Annotated in this window: 15 protein-coding genes and 1 tRNA gene; 10 read left to right on the top strand and 6 right to left on the bottom strand. The window is 70.1% G+C overall.

Annotated elements, in window-relative coordinates; translation table 11 throughout:
• Positions 1 to 3: 3 nt before the first annotated feature.
• A complete protein-coding gene (locus tag ACE37J_RS19940; protein WP_409714850.1) occupies positions 4 to 786 on the bottom strand; it encodes a LytTR family DNA-binding domain-containing protein in 783 nt (260 codons plus the stop codon).
• 93 nt (positions 787 to 879) lie between these two features.
• Here ACE37J_RS19940 and ACE37J_RS19935 point away from each other — a divergent pair, with 93 nt between their 5' ends.
• From ACE37J_RS19935 to ACE37J_RS19915, 5 genes are all read left to right on the top strand, one after another.
• The gene (locus tag ACE37J_RS19935; protein ID WP_409714847.1) at positions 880 to 1,371 is read left to right on the top strand and encodes a DUF2306 domain-containing protein; all 492 of its coding nucleotides are present in this window, start codon (positions 880 to 882) and stop codon (positions 1,369 to 1,371) included.
• Between the two features lie 73 nt (positions 1,372 to 1,444).
• Positions 1,445 to 1,531 (top strand) — tRNA-Leu (locus tag ACE37J_RS19930).
• Between the two features lie 702 nt (positions 1,532 to 2,233).
• Positions 2,234 to 3,043 (top strand): 2-keto-4-pentenoate hydratase, encoded by an 810-nt coding sequence (locus ACE37J_RS19925; protein WP_409714844.1) that lies wholly within the window; start codon positions 2,234 to 2,236, stop codon positions 3,041 to 3,043.
• On the top strand, positions 3,040 to 4,191 hold the full coding sequence (locus ACE37J_RS19920; protein WP_409714841.1) for an alpha-hydroxy acid oxidase: 1,152 nt from the start codon (positions 3,040 to 3,042) through the stop codon (positions 4,189 to 4,191). The genes ACE37J_RS19925 and ACE37J_RS19920 overlap by 4 nt, the downstream gene beginning before the upstream one ends.
• Before the next feature lie 455 nt (positions 4,192 to 4,646).
• A complete protein-coding gene (locus ACE37J_RS19915; protein WP_409714838.1) occupies positions 4,647 to 5,408 on the top strand; it encodes a gamma-glutamyl-gamma-aminobutyrate hydrolase family protein in 762 nt (253 codons plus the stop codon).
• Position 5,409: 1 nt separating this feature from the next.
• On the opposite strand, the gene ACE37J_RS19910 is transcribed toward ACE37J_RS19915, so the two are convergent.
• Positions 5,410 to 6,117: an ATP12 family chaperone protein gene (locus tag ACE37J_RS19910; protein ID WP_409714835.1), complete on the bottom strand. Its 708-nt coding sequence runs from the start codon at positions 6,115 to 6,117 to the stop codon at positions 5,410 to 5,412.
• 55 nt (positions 6,118 to 6,172) lie between these two features.
• Positions 6,173 to 7,438 (bottom strand): SulP family inorganic anion transporter, encoded by a 1,266-nt coding sequence (locus tag ACE37J_RS19905; RefSeq protein WP_409714832.1) that lies wholly within the window; start codon positions 7,436 to 7,438, stop codon positions 6,173 to 6,175.
• Between the two features lie 109 nt (positions 7,439 to 7,547).
• Between ACE37J_RS19905 and ACE37J_RS19900 the strand changes: the two genes are divergently transcribed.
• The gene (locus tag ACE37J_RS19900; RefSeq protein WP_409714829.1) at positions 7,548 to 8,330 is read left to right on the top strand and encodes a hypothetical protein; all 783 of its coding nucleotides are present in this window, start codon (positions 7,548 to 7,550) and stop codon (positions 8,328 to 8,330) included.
• A 6-nt stretch (positions 8,331 to 8,336) separates the two neighbouring features.
• Here the strand turns inward: ACE37J_RS19900 and ACE37J_RS19895 are convergent, their stop codons facing one another.
• Positions 8,337 to 9,335, bottom strand: a complete 999-nt coding sequence (locus ACE37J_RS19895; RefSeq protein ID WP_409714826.1) for a GlxA family transcriptional regulator — start codon at positions 9,333 to 9,335, stop codon at positions 8,337 to 8,339.
• Between the two features lie 434 nt (positions 9,336 to 9,769).
• On the opposite strand from ACE37J_RS19895, the gene ACE37J_RS19890 reads away from it, so the two are divergent.
• The 3 genes from ACE37J_RS19890 (at position 9,770) to msrP (ending at position 13,053) form a co-directional block, all read left to right on the top strand.
• Positions 9,770 to 11,143 (top strand): class II 3-deoxy-7-phosphoheptulonate synthase, encoded by a 1,374-nt coding sequence (locus ACE37J_RS19890; RefSeq protein WP_409714823.1) that lies wholly within the window; start codon positions 9,770 to 9,772, stop codon positions 11,141 to 11,143.
• Positions 11,144 to 11,147: 4 nt separating this feature from the next.
• Positions 11,148 to 12,017: a phosphoserine phosphatase SerB gene (gene serB / locus ACE37J_RS19885; RefSeq protein ID WP_409714820.1), complete on the top strand. Its 870-nt coding sequence runs from the start codon at positions 11,148 to 11,150 to the stop codon at positions 12,015 to 12,017.
• A 76-nt stretch (positions 12,018 to 12,093) separates the two neighbouring features.
• On the top strand, positions 12,094 to 13,053 hold the full coding sequence (gene msrP, locus ACE37J_RS19880) for a protein-methionine-sulfoxide reductase catalytic subunit MsrP (RefSeq protein ID WP_409714817.1): 960 nt from the start codon (positions 12,094 to 12,096) through the stop codon (positions 13,051 to 13,053).
• A 227-nt stretch (positions 13,054 to 13,280) separates the two neighbouring features.
• Here the strand turns inward: msrP and ACE37J_RS19875 are convergent, their stop codons facing one another.
• The gene (locus ACE37J_RS19875) at positions 13,281 to 14,189 is read right to left on the bottom strand and encodes a LysR family transcriptional regulator (RefSeq protein ID WP_409714813.1); all 909 of its coding nucleotides are present in this window, start codon (positions 14,187 to 14,189) and stop codon (positions 13,281 to 13,283) included.
• A 91-nt stretch (positions 14,190 to 14,280) separates the two neighbouring features.
• On the opposite strand from ACE37J_RS19875, the gene ACE37J_RS19870 reads away from it, so the two are divergent.
• Positions 14,281 to 15,135, top strand: coding sequence for a hypothetical protein (locus ACE37J_RS19870; RefSeq protein WP_409714810.1), 855 nt, complete (start codon positions 14,281 to 14,283; stop codon positions 15,133 to 15,135).
• A 50-nt stretch (positions 15,136 to 15,185) separates the two neighbouring features.
• Here the strand turns inward: ACE37J_RS19870 and ACE37J_RS19865 are convergent, their stop codons facing one another.
• Positions 15,186 to 15,737: a YcbK family protein gene (locus tag ACE37J_RS19865; protein ID WP_409714807.1), complete on the bottom strand. Its 552-nt coding sequence runs from the start codon at positions 15,735 to 15,737 to the stop codon at positions 15,186 to 15,188.
• Between the last annotated feature and the right edge of the window lie 246 nt (positions 15,738 to 15,983).

Here is a 15,983-nt window from a genome sequence, read left to right as displayed (position 1 = left end):
TGTCTACCGGGGCAGGAGCCCGGCCTCCCTGATTGTCGGAATGTGGCGCCGGCTGACGGGAACGTCGCCGCCGGCCGTCATGGTCAGGATGGCGCGGTCGCCGTCGCGGGTGACGGAAACCACCTGGTCGAACGCGGCCCAGTGGGACCGGTGGACCTGCGCGCCCCTCGAAGAGCCGACTTCGCGGATCGCGTCGGCCAGCCGCAGCAGGATCATCTCTTCGCCTTTGGTCGTGCGGACGCGGACATAATGGTCCTCCACCGACAGGACCACCAGGGGCCCGCGCTTTTCAAGGGGCAGCCGGTCGAGGATCGGCGGACGGGGCCGCGAGGGCCCCTGCGCCGGGGCTTCGGGCGCCAGCCGGCGCCGAAAAAGGTCCACCGCCGCCATCACGATCATTGAGATCAGGAGCGTCGTGGCGGCCAGCGCCGGCAACCCGTCCTGCAAGAGGGCGAGGCCGAAGACCATCACGTTCAGCAGGCTGACCAGCGCGGTCATCGCGGTTCCCGTCACGGCGCCCGCCGCGGCGATCCTCAGGACATGTCGCGCCGGGGCGGCGGACGGCCGCAGCAAGGCGTCGGCCGCGAGGCAGCCTGTCGCATAACCGGCCACGGTCAGGAACGTCCAGTACGCCGCCCGGGGAAGCAGGGGGAGGGAGGAAAGCGTGCCGAATGGGCCGATGAGGCTCAGCACGGCGCTGACGGCGCCCAGCGCCGTCAGGGTCAGCGGATGGACAAGATGCAGCCGCAACTCGCGAAGCGCGGGATACGATCCGGTGTCACTCACGAACGCCAGCCGTCACTTGCGCATCCTCCCTCGCCACGCGTCCGGGTACGGTTTTCCCTATCCGCAACGAGTTCGGCGCGGCAAGAGGACGACATGACGCTTTCCCCGTTTCTGACGGCTCCGGTGGAGATACAGTTCCACATCGTCGCAGCATTGCTCGGGGTCGTGCTGGGGCCGTTCGTCCTCTTCCGGCGACGGCGGGACAGGCTGCACAAGACCCTCGGCTATCTCTGGATCGGCGCGATGGCGGTTCTCGCAATAGGCTCGTTCGCGATCCCGTCCCACCTGACCGAAATCGGCCTCGGGCCCCTGCACGCCTTCGCCGCGCTCACCCTGTGGTCCCTCCAGGCCGGGCTGCGCGCGGCCCTCGCGCGCGATTTCGAACGGCACCAGGCCATCTTCCGGAGCCTCTATCTGAACGGGCTGATCATCGCCGGGGCCTTCACCTTCCTGCCCGGGAGGGCGATCAACCGCATGGTCTTCGGAGAGCCCTCCCAGCTCGGCTGGGCGGTGATCGTAGCCTGCCTGCTGGCGGTCGCCCTGCGTCTTGTCCTTCCCCGGTTGCGCGGAAGTCTGAGGGCCTGAAGGCCTGCGGAATTTCGCGCTTGCTCCCCGTCAGCCGTTTCGCTAATGACCCGGCTACCAAGCCTGAGACTGTGCGGTCGTGGCGGAATTGGTAGACGCGCAGCGTTGAGGTCGCTGTGGGGTAACTCCCGTGGAAGTTCGAGTCTTCTCGACCGCACCAGAACCAGCTCGACAGGGTTCCGTTCTTCAAGAGTCTAGGTGGCTTCGCACCCCTCCCGCGACACAGGACGGGACACTTGCAGGATAGCTGCGACGACAGCTTGCGAGTTCGTTGTCGCGCCCTCAGGACAGCGGCGAGCAATCCATGCGGCGCTTTCCGATGGACGTTGCTCGAGCGCTCGGCCCGAGCGTTTTCCAAGTCGCCACGAGAGCGCAATCTGACCCCGAGCCCGTCCGCGCACACTCGATGCGTCGCAGCGAGTTGTAATGGAGCGTATTGAAGCCGCACGCGAGGCTCACATGTGTCGAAAAGCCGTCTCCCGCTCAGCCTTGGGAAGACGAAAGGGCCTTGGCTGCTCAGATGTTCGCGAGAGCCCTGGACATCAGCGCAGAACGCGAACAGCCGCTTTTCCTTTTACTTTTGAACCCAAGGCCCCCCAATCACACCACTCGACGCCAAGACGAGTTGCCGCCCTGAGAACATGGCGGGCGCGCAGGGGCGCAACGAGAGCAACCGCCTGGTGGCTCCCGCGTTTATTTTCTGGGCCAACGCCCCTTTCTCCGCAACTCGCCGCCTCCTCGCGACTGTCGTCGCGCGAGCGGCAAGGTCGTACCAAAGACCGGAGACGCGCACCCCCTTCCCCGCTATGCCTGTCCGGAGCGGCGCGGGACGACGCCGCACGAAGAGAGGAGCGCCGGAACCGTGAGCATCGGAACCGCGAATGCGATGGAGCAGGCCGCGCGGCTGGTCTCGGAAAACTGGGCCGCCGGGACGGCGATGGAGGACCTGCCAGCGGCTCTGAAGCCTGCGACGCGGGCCGAGGGCTATGCGGCGCAGGCGGCGCTGGAGCGGCTTTCGGGACGGGGCCGCGCGGGGTGGAAGATCGCGGCGACGAGCGCGGCGGGGCAGCGGCATATAGGCGTCGAGGGGCCGCTCGCCGGGCGCATCCTGGGCGGCGCGGTGCTGCCCGAGGGGACGACCGTTTCCCTAGCGACGAACCGGATGCGGGTAGCGGAGCCGGAATTCGCCTTCCGCTTCGGCGAGGCCGTCCCGCCCCGCGGGGAGCCGTGGACGGTTGAGGAGGTTCTGGCGCGGGTCGCCTCGCTCCATCTCGCCATCGAGGTTCCGGATTCGCGCTTTCTCGACTTCGCGCGGGTCGGCGGGCCGACGCTGATCGCGGACGACGCCTGTTCGCGGGAGATCGTGCTCGGGGGCGCCGTCGCCGCCGACTGGCGGGCGCTCGAGCTCTCGGCCCATGTGATGGAGGGAACGGTCGCCGGGCGCTACGCGCGCGAAGGGCGCGGCGCGAACGTGCTGGGGGACCCGCGCATCGCGCTCGCATGGTGCGCGAACGAGCTTTCCGGGCTCGGCGTCGGCATTGCCGCGGGAGAGTTCGTGACGACGGGGACCTGCGCCGTCCCCCTCGAGCTTGAACCGGGGGACCGGGTGCGGATGGATTTCGGCGCGCTCGGCGCCGTCTCCCTCTCCGTAGCGCCGGAGGGCGTGGCGTGACGGGCGGGCTGGAGCGGGCGGCGTCGATCGACGATCTCCGCCTTCGCGCGCGGCGGCGGCTGCCGCGCTTCGCCTTCGACTTCATCGACGGCGGCGCGGAATCGGAGATGGGCCTCGCCCGCAACCGAAGCGCGCTCGACGCCTTGACGCTGGCGCCGCGCTATCTGGTGGACCTCTCCGCCTACGATACGGAGACGACGCTCTTCGGCAAGGCCTACGCCGCGCCTTTCGGGATCGCGCCGATGGGCTTCATCAACATGGCCTGGCCGGGGGCGGACCTCGCCTTCGCCCGGCTCGCGGCGCGGGAGCGCATTCCCCATGCGATCAGCACCGCCGCCTCGACCCCGCTGGAGGTTCTGGCGGAGGCGGCGGAGGGCTACGCCTGGTTCCAGATCTACGTCTCCAACGACCGGGAGATGACGGCGCATTTCCTCGACCGGGCTGAGGCGGCGGGCTGCGAGGCGTTGCTCGTCACCGTGGACGTGCCGACGACGGGCAAGCGGGACCGGGACATCAGGAACGGGCTCCGCATCCCCTTCCGCCCGACGCCCTCGATCCTCGCCGATCTCGCGCTCCATCCGCGCTGGTCGCTGGGGACGCTGCGCGCCGGCGCGCCGCATTTCGCCAATCTCTCGGGCGCGCGGGCCGGCGACTACGCCTCGATGACGCTGGCGGAGGTGCAGAAGCGGCTCCTGATCGCGGACCGGTTCGACTGGGACGGGTTGAAGCGGCTCCGCGAAAGGTGGAAGGGCCCGCTCCTCCTCAAAGGGGTGATGCGGGCGGATGATGCGGAGAAGGCGGCGGCGGCGGGCTGCGACGGGCTCGTCGTCTCCAATCATGGCGGGCGGCAAGCGGATTACGCGCCCGCCTCCGCCGAAGTTCTGCCCGCCATCGCCGCCGCGGTCGCGGGGCGGATGACGCTGATCCTCGACAGCGGGGTGCGGCGGGGGGCGGACATCGCGCGGGCGAAGGCGCTCGGCGCGGAGTTCGCGCTGGCGGGGCGGGCCTTCGCCTATGGCGCCGGGGCGGGCGGGGCGGCGGGAGCGGCGCGGGCCTTCGAGATCCTGAAGACGGAGCTTCTGCGGACGATGGGGCAGATCGGCCAACCGGTATTCCGCAAGATCGGACCGGAGGCGCTGGGGCCCTGAGGGATTGTGGTGCGGACGGCGGGGCTCGAACCCGCACTCCCGGAGGGAAGCAGATTTTCGTACCACTTCGGCTTTCGCCGCCGCCCCGGGGCGCGCCCCGCGGCGTTCGTGGTCTGGACTATCCCTTCGCCCTGGCCCGGAGGCTTTAGGCGCCGCCCGTCTAGTCTCTACACCTTCCCGGCGCGCCGGGCGGGGCTCGGGATCGGCACGGGCCGCGGCCCAGAGCGTTCCCCGAATTTGAGCGGTTCCGCACCGGGCGTTTCCCCCCGGGCGCTCCAAGTCAAAGTCTGCTGCGTCTACCTGTTTCGCCACGTCCGCGACGGGCTCTGAATGCCACAGGTTCCGACGCGGCGCGAGGGGCGGCGCGGCGAGGAAATGGGTCAGCCTGCATGACGGAATTGCGTCACGGGCCGCTTTGGTGCATTTTCAGGCGTCCTCAAGGGGAGAGTGAGAGCATGACGAGACCGGTGATCGGCGTCTCGGGCGGCGCGCAGCTGATCAATGACAGCTACCGCGTGCAGGCTGCGGGGGAGCGGAACGTCTCCGCCGTCGCGAAGGCGGCGGGGGGGTTGCCGCTGATCATTCCGGGGATGCCCTGCTCGGTGACGGTGCAGGAGGTGCTCTCGGCCATCGACGGGCTCTTTCTCACGGGCGCGCGGCCGAACGTGCATCCGACCCGATACGGGCATGATCCCTCCCCCGCGCATGAACCCTATGACGAGGGGCGGGACGACATCACGCTGCCGCTGATCCGCGCGGCGATCGAGATCGGCATGCCGGTTTTCGGCGTCTGCCGGGGGATTCAGGAGATCAACGTCGCGCTCGGCGGCACGCTGCACCCGGAAATCCGGGACCTGCCGGGCAAGATGAACCACCGGATGCCGCCGGGGGAGACGAACCACGAGATCATCTTCCGCAAGCGCCACAATGTGACGCTGACGCCCGGCGGCTGGTTCGCCCGCACGCTCGGGACGGAGGAGATCGTGACGAACTCGCTGCACGGTCAGGCCTGCGTCGATGCGGGGCGGGGCGTGCTGGTCGAGGGCGTGGCGGAGGACGGGGTGATCGAGGCGATCAGCGTGCCGGAGGCGCGCGGGCTCGTCATCGGCGTGCAGTGGCATGCGGAATACGAGGCGGAGGCGGACCCCGTCTCCGCCCGGCTTTTCGCCGCCTTCGGCGAGGCGGCGCGCACCTGGCGGCGGGCGCGGGCGGCCTGAGTCAGGCTTCGAGCAGGGCGAGCATCCGGGCGGCCACCTCGAAATCCCGCGCCTTGCGGGCGGCGGTGGCGGCGGCGAGATCGTCCACGCCCCAGAACTCCTCGTTCCAGCTCTCGTCCAGCCGGCTGAGCCGCCAGCCTTCGCCCGCCTCCAGCCGGCGCTGGGCGACCGCGAGCGCGATGACGAGCGAGCCCGAGAGCGCCGTCAGGTCGTAGAGCGCGGTGAGGCCGTAGGCGTCGAACCGCCGGACGGCGGCTTCGAGCCGGGCGAGCGCGGCTTCGTCCTGCGCGCGGTGGACGATGCCGGAGGCGGTGACGAGCCGGGCGCCGTGCGCCTCCCGCGCCCAGTCCAGTAACGGGTCCCAATGCGCGGCCTGCCGGGCGCGGAGCGCCTCCGGCCCCTCGGCGCGGTAGCAGAGGAGGTCGGAGCCGCCATAGGCGGCGACGGCGGCGGCGACCGCCTCCCATTCCGGCGCCGTGCGGTCGATGGCGGTGTTGACGGCGCGGGTGAAGGGCATCTCCGCCGGCTTCACCTCCGCCTCCTGCGCCGCCCATTCCGCCGCCGCGGCCTCGGCCAGCGCGCGGGTCGGCGCGAGGAAAGGGGCCTTGGCGGGGGTGCGGAGCGGGCGACCGTCGAGCCGGACGGTCCATCCATCCTCCGCCGCCTCCGCCTTCGCCTCTTTCCAGAACCGTTTCACGCCTGCGCCCATCCTGCGACCCGACCGCGGCCATAGGCGAGGCGCCGGCGGGCGTCAACGCGGCGGCTCACCGCTCCCGCGGGTCATGCTTCGCGGGCGGCGCCTCCCGCCGCAGGAGGCGGAGGGCGAGGCCGAGCGCGACGCCGACGCCGATTGCGACAGTGAGATCGGCGAGGACGGTGAGCAGCATCGTCAGGAGCAGCAGGGCCGCATCCGACCGCCGGCCCGAGAGCCGGGCGCAGAGCTTGCCGGGCTCCGCCATGTTCCAGGCGGTGAGGATCAGGAGCCCGGCGAGCGCCGGCAGCGCCATCGCCCCGGCGAGCGGCGCGGCGAGGAGCATCACGAGGAGGATCGTGAGGGCGTGGACGATCCCGGCCACGGGCGTCCTGCCCCCGGCGCGCACATTGGTCGCGGTCCGGGCGATGGCGCCGGTCGCCGGCAGGCCGCCGAAAAGCGCGGAGCCGAGATTGGCGGCTCCTTGCGCGATCAGCTCCGCGTTCGGGCGGTGCGCGCCGCCGATCATCCGGTCCGCCACGATGGCGGAGAGGAGGCTCTCTATGCCTGCGAGAAAGGCGATGACGAGGGCGGAGGGGAGAAGCTCCACGATCCGGACCCATGAGACCTCCGGCAGCATCGGCGCCGGGAGCGCGGCGGGGAGCGCGCCGAACCGGCCCTCGATCGTCTCCACATCGAGCCCGAGGAGGAGCGCGGCAGCGGAGCCGAGGGCGACGGCGACGATCAGGCCCGGCAGCTTCGGCGCGGCGCGGCGGAAGAGGACGATCATCGCCATCACGGCGAGCCCGATTCCGAGCGCGGCCGGATCCAGCCCGCCCCGCGCCGCCCAGAGCGCGGCGATCTTCGGCAGGAAATCGGCCGGAACCTCCGCCAGCGACAGGCCCGCGAGATCCTTGATCTGGCTCGCCGCGATGATGATCGCGATGCCGATGGTGAACCCGTCGATCACCGCCTCCGGCACGAGGGCGATGAGCCGCCCCACCCTGAACCAACCGGCGACGAGGAGGATGAGGCCCGCCATGAAGGTGGCGAGCACCAGCCCGTCATAGCCGTGCGCGGCGATGACGCCGTAGACGACGACGATGAAGGCCCCGGTCGGCCCGCCGATCTGCACCCGGCTGCCGCCCAGCGCGGAGATCAGGAACCCCGCGACGATGGCGGTGACGAGCCCCTGCGCCGGGGTCGCGCCGGAGGCGATGGCGATGGCGATGGAGAGCGGGAGGGCGACCATCGCCACCGTGATTCCGGCGAAGAGATCGGCCTGCGCCTCCCGGCGGTTGTAGGTCGCGAGGGCGCTGATGATCTTGGGTTGCCGCATGTCGCCAGCATTGGGCAGAAATCGCCGTAAACGCCAGTCTCCGTGTGATTCGGCACTCACGGAAGGGAAAAATTTGAGGTACCTGTGAACCTTCGGTGGGGATCAGGAAATGCGACTCGCGTTCGGATTGCGGCGTGGAGCGGGGAGCCTGACGGCTTCGGCGCTTGCCGCCCTTCTCGGTTTCGCCACGCCGCTCGCGGCGGCGACTGTGACGCTGGAGCAGCACCGCGCCTTCGACGTCGCGGTCGACGGCGGAACCGCGGGGACGCTCGCGCCGCCGCTCGTCTTCGACCGGTTTGACGGGGCGCTCGGCCTCCTCACGCGGGTGGAGATCGCGCTTTCCGCCGGGTTGACGGGCTTTGCGGTCGACGTCTCCAACCCCAATCCGTTCGACCTCCGGTTCAAGACCTTCGCCCAGCTCGACACGGTGCTGAAGCTGGAGGACAGGTCGCTGATCGGCTGGTTCCAGGGCGCGAAGACTAAGGACTGGAGCGGCGCGCTCGGCGGCTCGGAGAGCGTGACGATCAGCTATTCGCCCGCGACGCTCGCCGCCTTCGCCTTCCGCGAGGGGGCGACGATGGACTCGTTCGAAGGGTCGGGCGAGATCGCCTTCTCGCTCGCCGTGATGCCGCGGTTCGGCGTCTCGCGCCGGTCCATCATCGCCGACCTGACGTCCTGCGCGCCAGAGGATCAGGCGGCGTGCGATGCGGGGACTGTCACCCCGCTTTCGGTGGCGGTGAGTGCGAACGGCTCCGTCTCGGGCGGGCTCACGCTTCGCTATGTCTATCAGGAGCCGCCGCCCGCCGTCTCCAACGTGCCGCTGCCGGCTTCCGGGCCGCTGCTTGTCCTGGGCCTCGGGCTCCTCGCCTTGCGGATGCGCCGCCGGCGCTGAGGCGCCTCAGCCCCGCGTCGCCGGCGCGGCGTCCGCCACGCCGCGCTCGCGATAGGGCGTCCGGTCATACTGGCTGCGGTAGCATTTCGAGAAATGCGAGGGCGAGGTGAAGCCGCAGGCGAGCGCGACGTTGATGACGCTCATGTCCGTCTGGAGGAGGAGGTTTCGCGCCCGCTGGAGCCGCAATTCCATGTAGTAGCGCTTCGGCGAGCGGTCGAGATAGCGGCGGAAGAGCCGTTCGAGCTGCCGGGTGGACATTCCGCTCTCCTCCGCGAGGACGGCGGGGCTGATCGGCTCCTCGATGTTGGCCTCCATCCGGCGGATCACCTCGGTGAGCTTCGGATGGCGCACCCCCATGCGGGCGGGGACGGAGAGGCGCTGTTCGTCCGCCGCCGCGCGGAGCGGGGTGAGGGCGAGCTGGTCCACCACCATCGCGGCGAGGTCCCTCCCCTGCTCCTCGTTGATCATGGCGAGCATCATGTCGGAGGCCGCCGCGCCGCCAGAGGAGGTCCAGCGGGCCCCGTCCCGCTCGAAATAGCGGTTCGAAAGGCGGAGATCGGGGAATTCCTCGCGAAAGCTCTCCCGGTTCTCCCAGTGGATCGTGCAGCGCACGCCCTCAAGCAGGCCGGCCTTCGCCAGCGCCCAGGCGCCGGTGCAGACGGCGCCCATGCCGACGCCGCGGCGCGCCTGCTTGCGGAGCCAGGTCAGCGCGCCGCGCGTCGCGGTATGGGCGATGTCGAGCCCGCCGCAGACGATGACCATCGCGTCCTTGTCGAGATCGGCGAAGCCGTCGTCCACCATCACGCGGGTGCCGTTCGAGCAGGTGGCGACCGCCCCGTCCTCCGCCACGAGCCGCCAGGAATAGAGCTCCCGCCGCGCCATCCGGTTGGCGACGCGCAAGGGCTCGATCGCCGCGGCGAAGGCGATCATCGAGAAGCGGTCGAGCAGGAGAAAGACGAAGGCCCGCGCCTCCGCCGCCGTTTCCGCCCCTTTCGCCCGCTCCATAGGTGTTCGCCCCTTTCCGACGCCCGATTGCGACAAAATCCTTTCAAGGGGGCCGGTCAAGCGGGAATCGCCGCCGAGACGCATAGGCGGTCCCAGCAGCGTGCGGCCTCGCTCGCGTGGCCCAGATCGCCCGCCACCGCCCGCGTACGGCCGCGGGCCGCCCGCCCCAGGCGGCGAGGTCCCGGCCCCACGGGCGGCCGCGCCGATGCAGCCGTTCGGGAAGGCTTGGCGCCTCGCCCTCCGGCTTGCGCCTCCGGGCGACGGCCCCTGCATCTCTCCCCCGGAGAGATGCTGATCGGGGCCGGGGGAAGAAACGGTGGGCGCGCGCCAAAGGCGACGCCGACAGAGTCGCCGCGCCGTCTGGAAATGCCCGTCCGCTTGCCCTAGAAGGCCGGCACGGGCCGGTTGCGGCCCCCGAGCGAAGGAGAAACGGGATGACATCTCCCTGGACCCGCGATTCCTGGCGCGCGCGCCCCGCGCTTCAGATGCCCTCCTATCCGGATGCGGCGGCGCTCTCCGCCGTGGAGGCGAAGCTGGCCAAGTATCCGCCGCTCGTCTTCGCGGGCGAGGTGCGGGCCCTTCGCGCCCGGCTCGCCGAAGTGGCGAAAGGCGACGCGTTCCTGCTCCAGGGCGGCGATTGCGCGGAAAGCTTCGCGGAGTTCACGGCGGACAACATCCGCGACACGTTCCGCGTGCTGCTGCAGATGGCCGTCGTCCTCACCTTCGCGGCGAAGCGGCCAGTGGTGAAGGTGGGCCGCATGGCCGGCCAGTTCGCCAAGCCCCGCTCCGCCGACACCGAGACCGTGGACGGCGTGGAGCTGCCCTCCTATCGCGGCGACATCATCAACGGGTTCGACTTCACGGCGGAGGCGCGCATCCCGGCGCCGGAGCGGATGCTGGAGGCCTATCTCCAGTCCGCCGCCTCGCTGAACCTGCTCCGCGCCTATGCGCAGGGCGGCTTCGCCAGCCTGCAGCGCGTCGCGATGTGGAATCTCGGCTTCGCCAAGGGCAGCCCGCAGGCGGACCGCTACATGCGCCTCGCGGAGCAGATCTCCGCCTCGCTCGACTTCGCGCAGGCCTGCGGGATCAACGCGACGAATTCGAACCAGATGAAGGGCGTGGACTTCTACACGAGCCACGAGGCGCTGCTCCTCCAGTATGAGGAGGCGCTGACGCGCGCCGACCTCGCGACGGGCGACGTGATCGCCGGCTCGGGCCACATGATCTGGATCGGGGACCGGACGCGCCAGCCCGAGGGCGCGCATGTCGAATATTGCCGCGGCGTCGCCAACCCGATCGGGCTCAAATGCGGGCCGTCGATCTCAGAGACGGACCTCCTCAAGCTCATCGACATCCTCAACCCGAAGAACCAGCCCGGCCGGCTCACGCTCATCGCCCGCTTCGGCGCCGGCAAGGTGGAGCAGCACCTGCCCCGCCTCATCAAGGCGGTGGAGCGCGAGGGGCGCTCCGTCGTCTGGTCCTGCGACCCGATGCACGGCAACACGATCAAGGCGGAGTCGGGCTACAAGACCCGCCCCTTCGACAAGGTGCTGCAGGAAGTCCGCGAGTTCTTCGACATCCACGAGGCGATGGGCACCTATGGCGGCGGCGTGCATTTCGAGATGACGGGGCAGGACGTGACCGAGTGCCTCGGCGGGATGCACCGCCTGCAATCGGCCGACCTTTCGGACCGCTACCACACCGCATGCGACCCGCGGCTCAATGCGAGCCAGGCGCTGGAACTCGCGTTCCTGCTGGCTGAGGAGCTGGAGAAGGCGGCGCCGGCGAGCCGGGCAGAGGCCGTCTGACGCCTTGGACTTCGTCCTCGTCCTGACGGCGGCGGGGCCGCTCGGCGACGAGCTCGCGCGCCTCGCGCTCGCCGCGGTTCCGGGGGCGGGGCCCTTGCGCCGGCTCGGGCCGGAGGCGGTGGAGGCCTCCTTTCCCGGCCCGGCGGCGCCCGCTCTCGAAGCCGCCCGCGCGGCGCTCGGGCATGCGCCGGTGGACGCGAACGCGGTTCCGGCGGCGGGGCGGCGGAAGCGGCTCCTGATCTCCGACATGGATTCGACGATCATCACGGTCGAATGCATCGACGAGATCGCGGATTTCGCCGGGATCGGCCCGCATGTCTCCGCGATCACGGAGCGGGCGATGCGGGGGGAGCTGGATTTCGAGGCGGCGCTCCGCGAGCGGGTCGCGCTCCTCGCCGGCTTTCCCGAGGCGGAGCTGGCGCGGGTGCATGAGGAGCGGGTGCGGCTTTCCCCCGGCGCGGCGGCGCTCGTCTCCGCGATGAACGGGGCGGGGGCGCTGACCGCGCTCGTCTCCGGCGGGTTCGACTTCTTCACCGCGCGCGTCGCCGCGATGGCGGGCTTCGCGCGGCACAGGGCCAACCGGCTCCTGACCGATGGGGGGCGGCTCACGGGCGGCGTGGCGGAGCCGATCCTCGGACGGGAGGCGAAGCTGGAGGCGCTGATTGCGCTCTCGGCGGAGATCGGCGCCGGGCCGGAGGATGCGGTGGCCATCGGCGACGGGGCGAACGACCTCGCCATGATCGAGGCCGCGGGGCTGGGCGTCGCCTGGCGGGCGAAGCCGGCGGTGGCGGCGATGGCGAATGCGCGGCTCGACCATGCGGACCTGACGGCCGTCCTCCGCCTTCAGGGGATAGCTGCGCCCGGCTTCGGCTGAAATCTCGCTGTCGGCCCCGTGATTGGACCGGGGGCGACGCGGCGCCTATCTTTGCGGCAGCTGAAAGGGGATCGTGATGCGCTATGTCCGCCGGCCCGAATGGGCCCTGCCTGAATCGAATGTGACGCCGGAGGCGGCGTTCCTGAACCGCCGCGCGATCCTCGCCGGGATGGGCCTCGGAGGCCTCTCCCTCGCCCTCCCCGCCCGCGCGGCGACAGACCCTTACGCCGCCGCGCCGCGGAACCCGGACTTCGCGGATGCGGGCAGGCCCGTGACGCCGGAAGAGATCAACGGGAATTACAACAATTTCTACGAGTTCGGCTCGTCCAAGGACATCGCGGCGGCGGCGCGGAAGCGTCTGGTCACCGACGGCTGGACGGTCACCATCGACGGGATGGTGGAGCGGGAAGTCACCCTCTCGATGGACGACCTCATCGCGCAGGTCGGGCTCGAGGAGCGGATCTATCGGCATCGCTGCGTAGAGGGCTGGTCGATGGTCGCGCCCTGGATCGGGGCGCCCGTCTCCAAGGCCATCGCGCTCGCCGCGCCGCTCTCCTCCGCGCGCTTCGTGCGGTTCGAGAGCTTCTTCGACCCGGAGATGGCGCCGGGCCAGCGGCAGAGCTGGTATCCTTGGCCCTATGTCGAGGGAATCACCATCGAGGAGGCGGCGAATCCGCTGCCGCTTCTCGTCTTCGGCGCATACGGGAAGATCCTTGCAAGCGAGTACGGCGCGCCCGTGCGGCTGCACCTGCCATGGAAATACGGCTTCAAGTCCATCAAGTCGATCACCCGGATCACCCTGACGGACCGGCAGCCGCTCGGCCTCTGGGAGGAGCTGCAGGCCTCCGAATACGGCTTCTGGGCCAATGTGAACCCGGAGGTCGCGCATCCCCGCTGGTCACAGGCGACGGAGCGGGACATCGGGACGGGCGAGCGCATCCCGACCGTGATCTACAATGGCTACGGCCCGACGGTCGCCTCGCTCTACGAGGGGAACCCGGCGGCGATGGCGGCGGGGGACCGGCTCTGGCGGTGAGGGAGCCGCGCGCCCGCAGGGCAACTCCGCTGGATAGCCAAAAAAAAGGCCGAGCTTGCGCTCGGCCTAGTCCAACAGGGAGGTAGGAGATGCAGAGCCGCAACAGTGTCGCGCCGAAGCATCGCCTGATAGAACAAATAGGCGCGATGGTGCGGCGCGGCAAGAAATAAGTGCCCGGAAATCGCGCAAACCAGCCCTGCGCCTGACGCATGGCTCGGCAGCCTTGTTCAGCCAGCGGCCAGCGAGGACTTCAGCGAGGCGAGTTCGGCGAGAACGAAGTCGCGGAAGGCGAGGACGCGGCGGGAGCGGCGAAGCTCCTCCGCATAGGCGATGTAGATGGTGAAATTCGGGCTCACGAGGTCCGGAGCGACCTGCACGAGATCGGCGTTGAGCGCAGAAAGATAGTCGGGCAGTGGGGCGATGCCGATCCCGCTCTCGGCCGCCTGCATGACGGCGAAGTAGTTGTTCACCGAGAGATCGCTCTTGTGTTCGATCTCCATCGTCGTCGCCAGCCAGTCCGTCACCGCGACGGGGAGCGGGGATTTCTGCTCCGCGCGGTAGGAGATCAGCCGGTGATGCCGGAATTCGAGGCTGGAGGCCGGGGCTCCGTAGCGTTCGATATAGCCTCGCGAGGCGTAGAAGCGGATGGCGGATTCTGTCAGCGGCCGGCGGATCAGCTCCGCCTGTTCGGGCTCGCGCAGCATCAGCGCCACGTCCGCCTCCCGCATCGGCAGGTCGAGCACCTGCTCGGTGAGCACGAGGTCGATCGAGATATCGGGATATTCGGTGAAGAACCGGCCGAGCCGGGGCGCGAGCCAGAGCGAGCCCAGCCCGTGCGTGGTGGAGACGCGAAGCTCCCCCCCGTCCCGGTCCTTCGCGTCGCGGATGCGCGCGGCGGCGAGGTTGAGGCGGGAGGCCATGTCCCGCGCCGCGCCGTAGAGAAGCTCGCCCTGCTCCGTCAGGATCAGGCCGCGGGCGTGGCGGTGGAAGAGCGTCGCGCCGAGGCTTTCCTCCAGCCCGCGGATCTGGCGGCTGACGGCGGACTGGCTGAGATGCAGCGCCTCGCCGGCATGGGTGAGGCTCCCCGCCTCCGCCACCGCGTGGAACACTCGCAGCTTGTCCCAGTCCGTAGGCATAAGCCCTCCCTCCCGTGTTTCGGCTCACGCCTTTATCGCGCCGCGGCGCTGCGGTAAGTCTCTATAGCCGTCCCGGCCCGAAGGACAAAGCATGACGACGCCGCGCCTCGCCCTCCTCGCCCTCCTCGCGCTTCTCGCGCTCTTGCGCCCCGCGGCGGCGGAGGTGATGGGCGGCTATTTCGGCATCGACTCGGCAGCAGGCATGCGGCTTGACTTCGCCGAGGGACGGAAGGGGCTCGACGCGCGGCTGACCTGGCCTGACGGGACCGTTTTCGAATTCGAGGCGACGCCGCTCCCGACCGGCGCGGAGGCGATCGTGGACGCGCCGGGCGGCAAGTCGCTCTATGTCGCGACGGCGGAGCCGCTCGGCCTCGTCTTCACCATGATCCCGCTCGGGGAGGACGACCTGCCCCAGCCCGCCGGCACGGTCGCCTATCTCTTCTTGCGGGACGGGGTGTCGGCGCCGCCGCGCCCCGCGCGCTATGTACCGCCACCCGAGGGGCCGGGCGGGACGATCGACCCACGGGCCTTCGTGGAGAGTTATTCCTTCTGGCCGTCGAAGAACGTCGCCTGGGGCTACGAGATGGTGCGCGGGCGCTATCGCACGCTGATCCGGCTTCACCCCGTCGTGCAGGCGGACATCCTCTGGAAGCTCTGCCGGGCGAACGCGGCGCCCGCCGCGCTGGCGGAGGCGCTGCGCGGACAGGCGGTGAGCTGCGATGACGTGCTGGCGGCGTTCGGGCGGATGCTGCGGCCGGGCGGCTCCATCGAGCCCTTCAACGCCTTCCGCCGGGACGTGGAAGCTCAGAAGGCGGCGCTTGTCGAGGCGATCCACTGTTCGCTCGACTATCGGCGTAACGACCCCGACTGCCGCCGGGCAGGCGCGCGGGTCGCCGTCGCCGCGGCCTCTCTCGAAACGGTGAAGACGGTGCTGGACCGCTACTGATCGCCGGGCGGCCGCGGTTGCGGCTCGCCCCGTTGCTCAGTTCTGGCGGATCAGGCCCGGCCCCAGGCGCGAACGGGGCCGCTGTCGATATGCGTAAAGCTGCGATAGCCGCCGACGCCGCCGGCGCCGAGCCGCTTCGCCGCGCGGCGGATCTGCGACGGGGACCGGCCCTTCATCTGCAGGTCGATGGCCATGCCCTTGGTATGATAGCTGTCGCGCGCCACACCACGGGAGTTCCGGCGGAGCAGCGCGTTGGTCACCGGGCTGCGATAGCCGGAGACGACGCTGATCGGCTCGTTGGTCTCCAGCAGCCGGTAGGTGGCCGCAAGAATGTCCACGGCCCGGAGGTCGTAGTCGATCAGGAGATTCTCGCGCCAGTCGCGGAGGATGAAGTCGATCTCCGCCTTGGCTTCGGGGATATACTCCCCCTCGACCCAGTAGACGGTGTTCACCACCTCCCCGGTCCGCGGGTTGCTAAGCTTGACGCGGCGGATGTCCCCCGCGCCGGTGAGGACGGGAGGCGCGGCGAGTGCGGCGGGGGCGAAGGCGGCGGCGACGCCGCCACCGATCAGACCCAGCAGACTCCTTCGCGACCACGTCACGTTCTGTTCCGTGTGGAAAGTCACATTGCCCTCGGTTCGTTCTCTATGATCCCGCTTATCCCGCGGGATTCATTACGGCTTCCTTTAAATCCTACGGAAGGGAGGCGAGGGGCAAGTTGCAGATTCGCGTCACTTGGCGGCGCATATTCCGGCCGGAGGGGCCGAATTCGGCGTGCGAGGTGCGGCTTTTTTCACACTTCGCGAGTGAAAGTTGCATGCAGGGCCTGCGCAGGCGTGGCGGACCGG

Source organism: Pikeienuella sp., from assembly GCF_046290545.1.
Classification (GTDB): domain Bacteria; phylum Pseudomonadota; class Alphaproteobacteria; order Rhodobacterales; family Rhodobacteraceae; genus Pikeienuella.
This window is presented reverse-complemented; position numbering and strand designations above follow the sequence as displayed.

Bases quoted from the DNA above. Each gene is read 5' to 3' on its own strand.
- ACE37J_RS19935 (WP_409714847.1), top strand. From the start codon at position 880: ATGACGCTTTCCCCGTTTCTGACGGCTCCGGTGGAGATACAGTTCCAC.
- ACE37J_RS19890 (WP_409714823.1), top strand. From the start codon at position 9,770: ATGACATCTCCCTGGACCCGCGATTCCTGGCGCGCGCGCCCCGCGCTT.
- ACE37J_RS19905 (WP_409714832.1), bottom strand. From the start codon at position 7,438: ATGCGGCAACCCAAGATCATCAGCGCCCTCGCGACCTACAACCGCCGG.
- ACE37J_RS19875 (WP_409714813.1), bottom strand. From the start codon at position 14,189: ATGCCTACGGACTGGGACAAGCTGCGAGTGTTCCACGCGGTGGCGGAG.
- msrP (WP_409714817.1), top strand. From the start codon at position 12,094: ATGCGCTATGTCCGCCGGCCCGAATGGGCCCTGCCTGAATCGAATGTG.
- ACE37J_RS19870 (WP_409714810.1), top strand. From the start codon at position 14,281: ATGACGACGCCGCGCCTCGCCCTCCTCGCCCTCCTCGCGCTTCTCGCG.
- ACE37J_RS19910 (WP_409714835.1), bottom strand. From the start codon at position 6,117: ATGGGCGCAGGCGTGAAACGGTTCTGGAAAGAGGCGAAGGCGGAGGCG.
- ACE37J_RS19915 (WP_409714838.1), top strand. From the start codon at position 4,647: ATGACGAGACCGGTGATCGGCGTCTCGGGCGGCGCGCAGCTGATCAAT.
- ACE37J_RS19895 (WP_409714826.1), bottom strand. From the start codon at position 9,335: ATGGAGCGGGCGAAAGGGGCGGAAACGGCGGCGGAGGCGCGGGCCTTC.
- ACE37J_RS19900 (WP_409714829.1), top strand. From the start codon at position 7,548: ATGCGACTCGCGTTCGGATTGCGGCGTGGAGCGGGGAGCCTGACGGCT.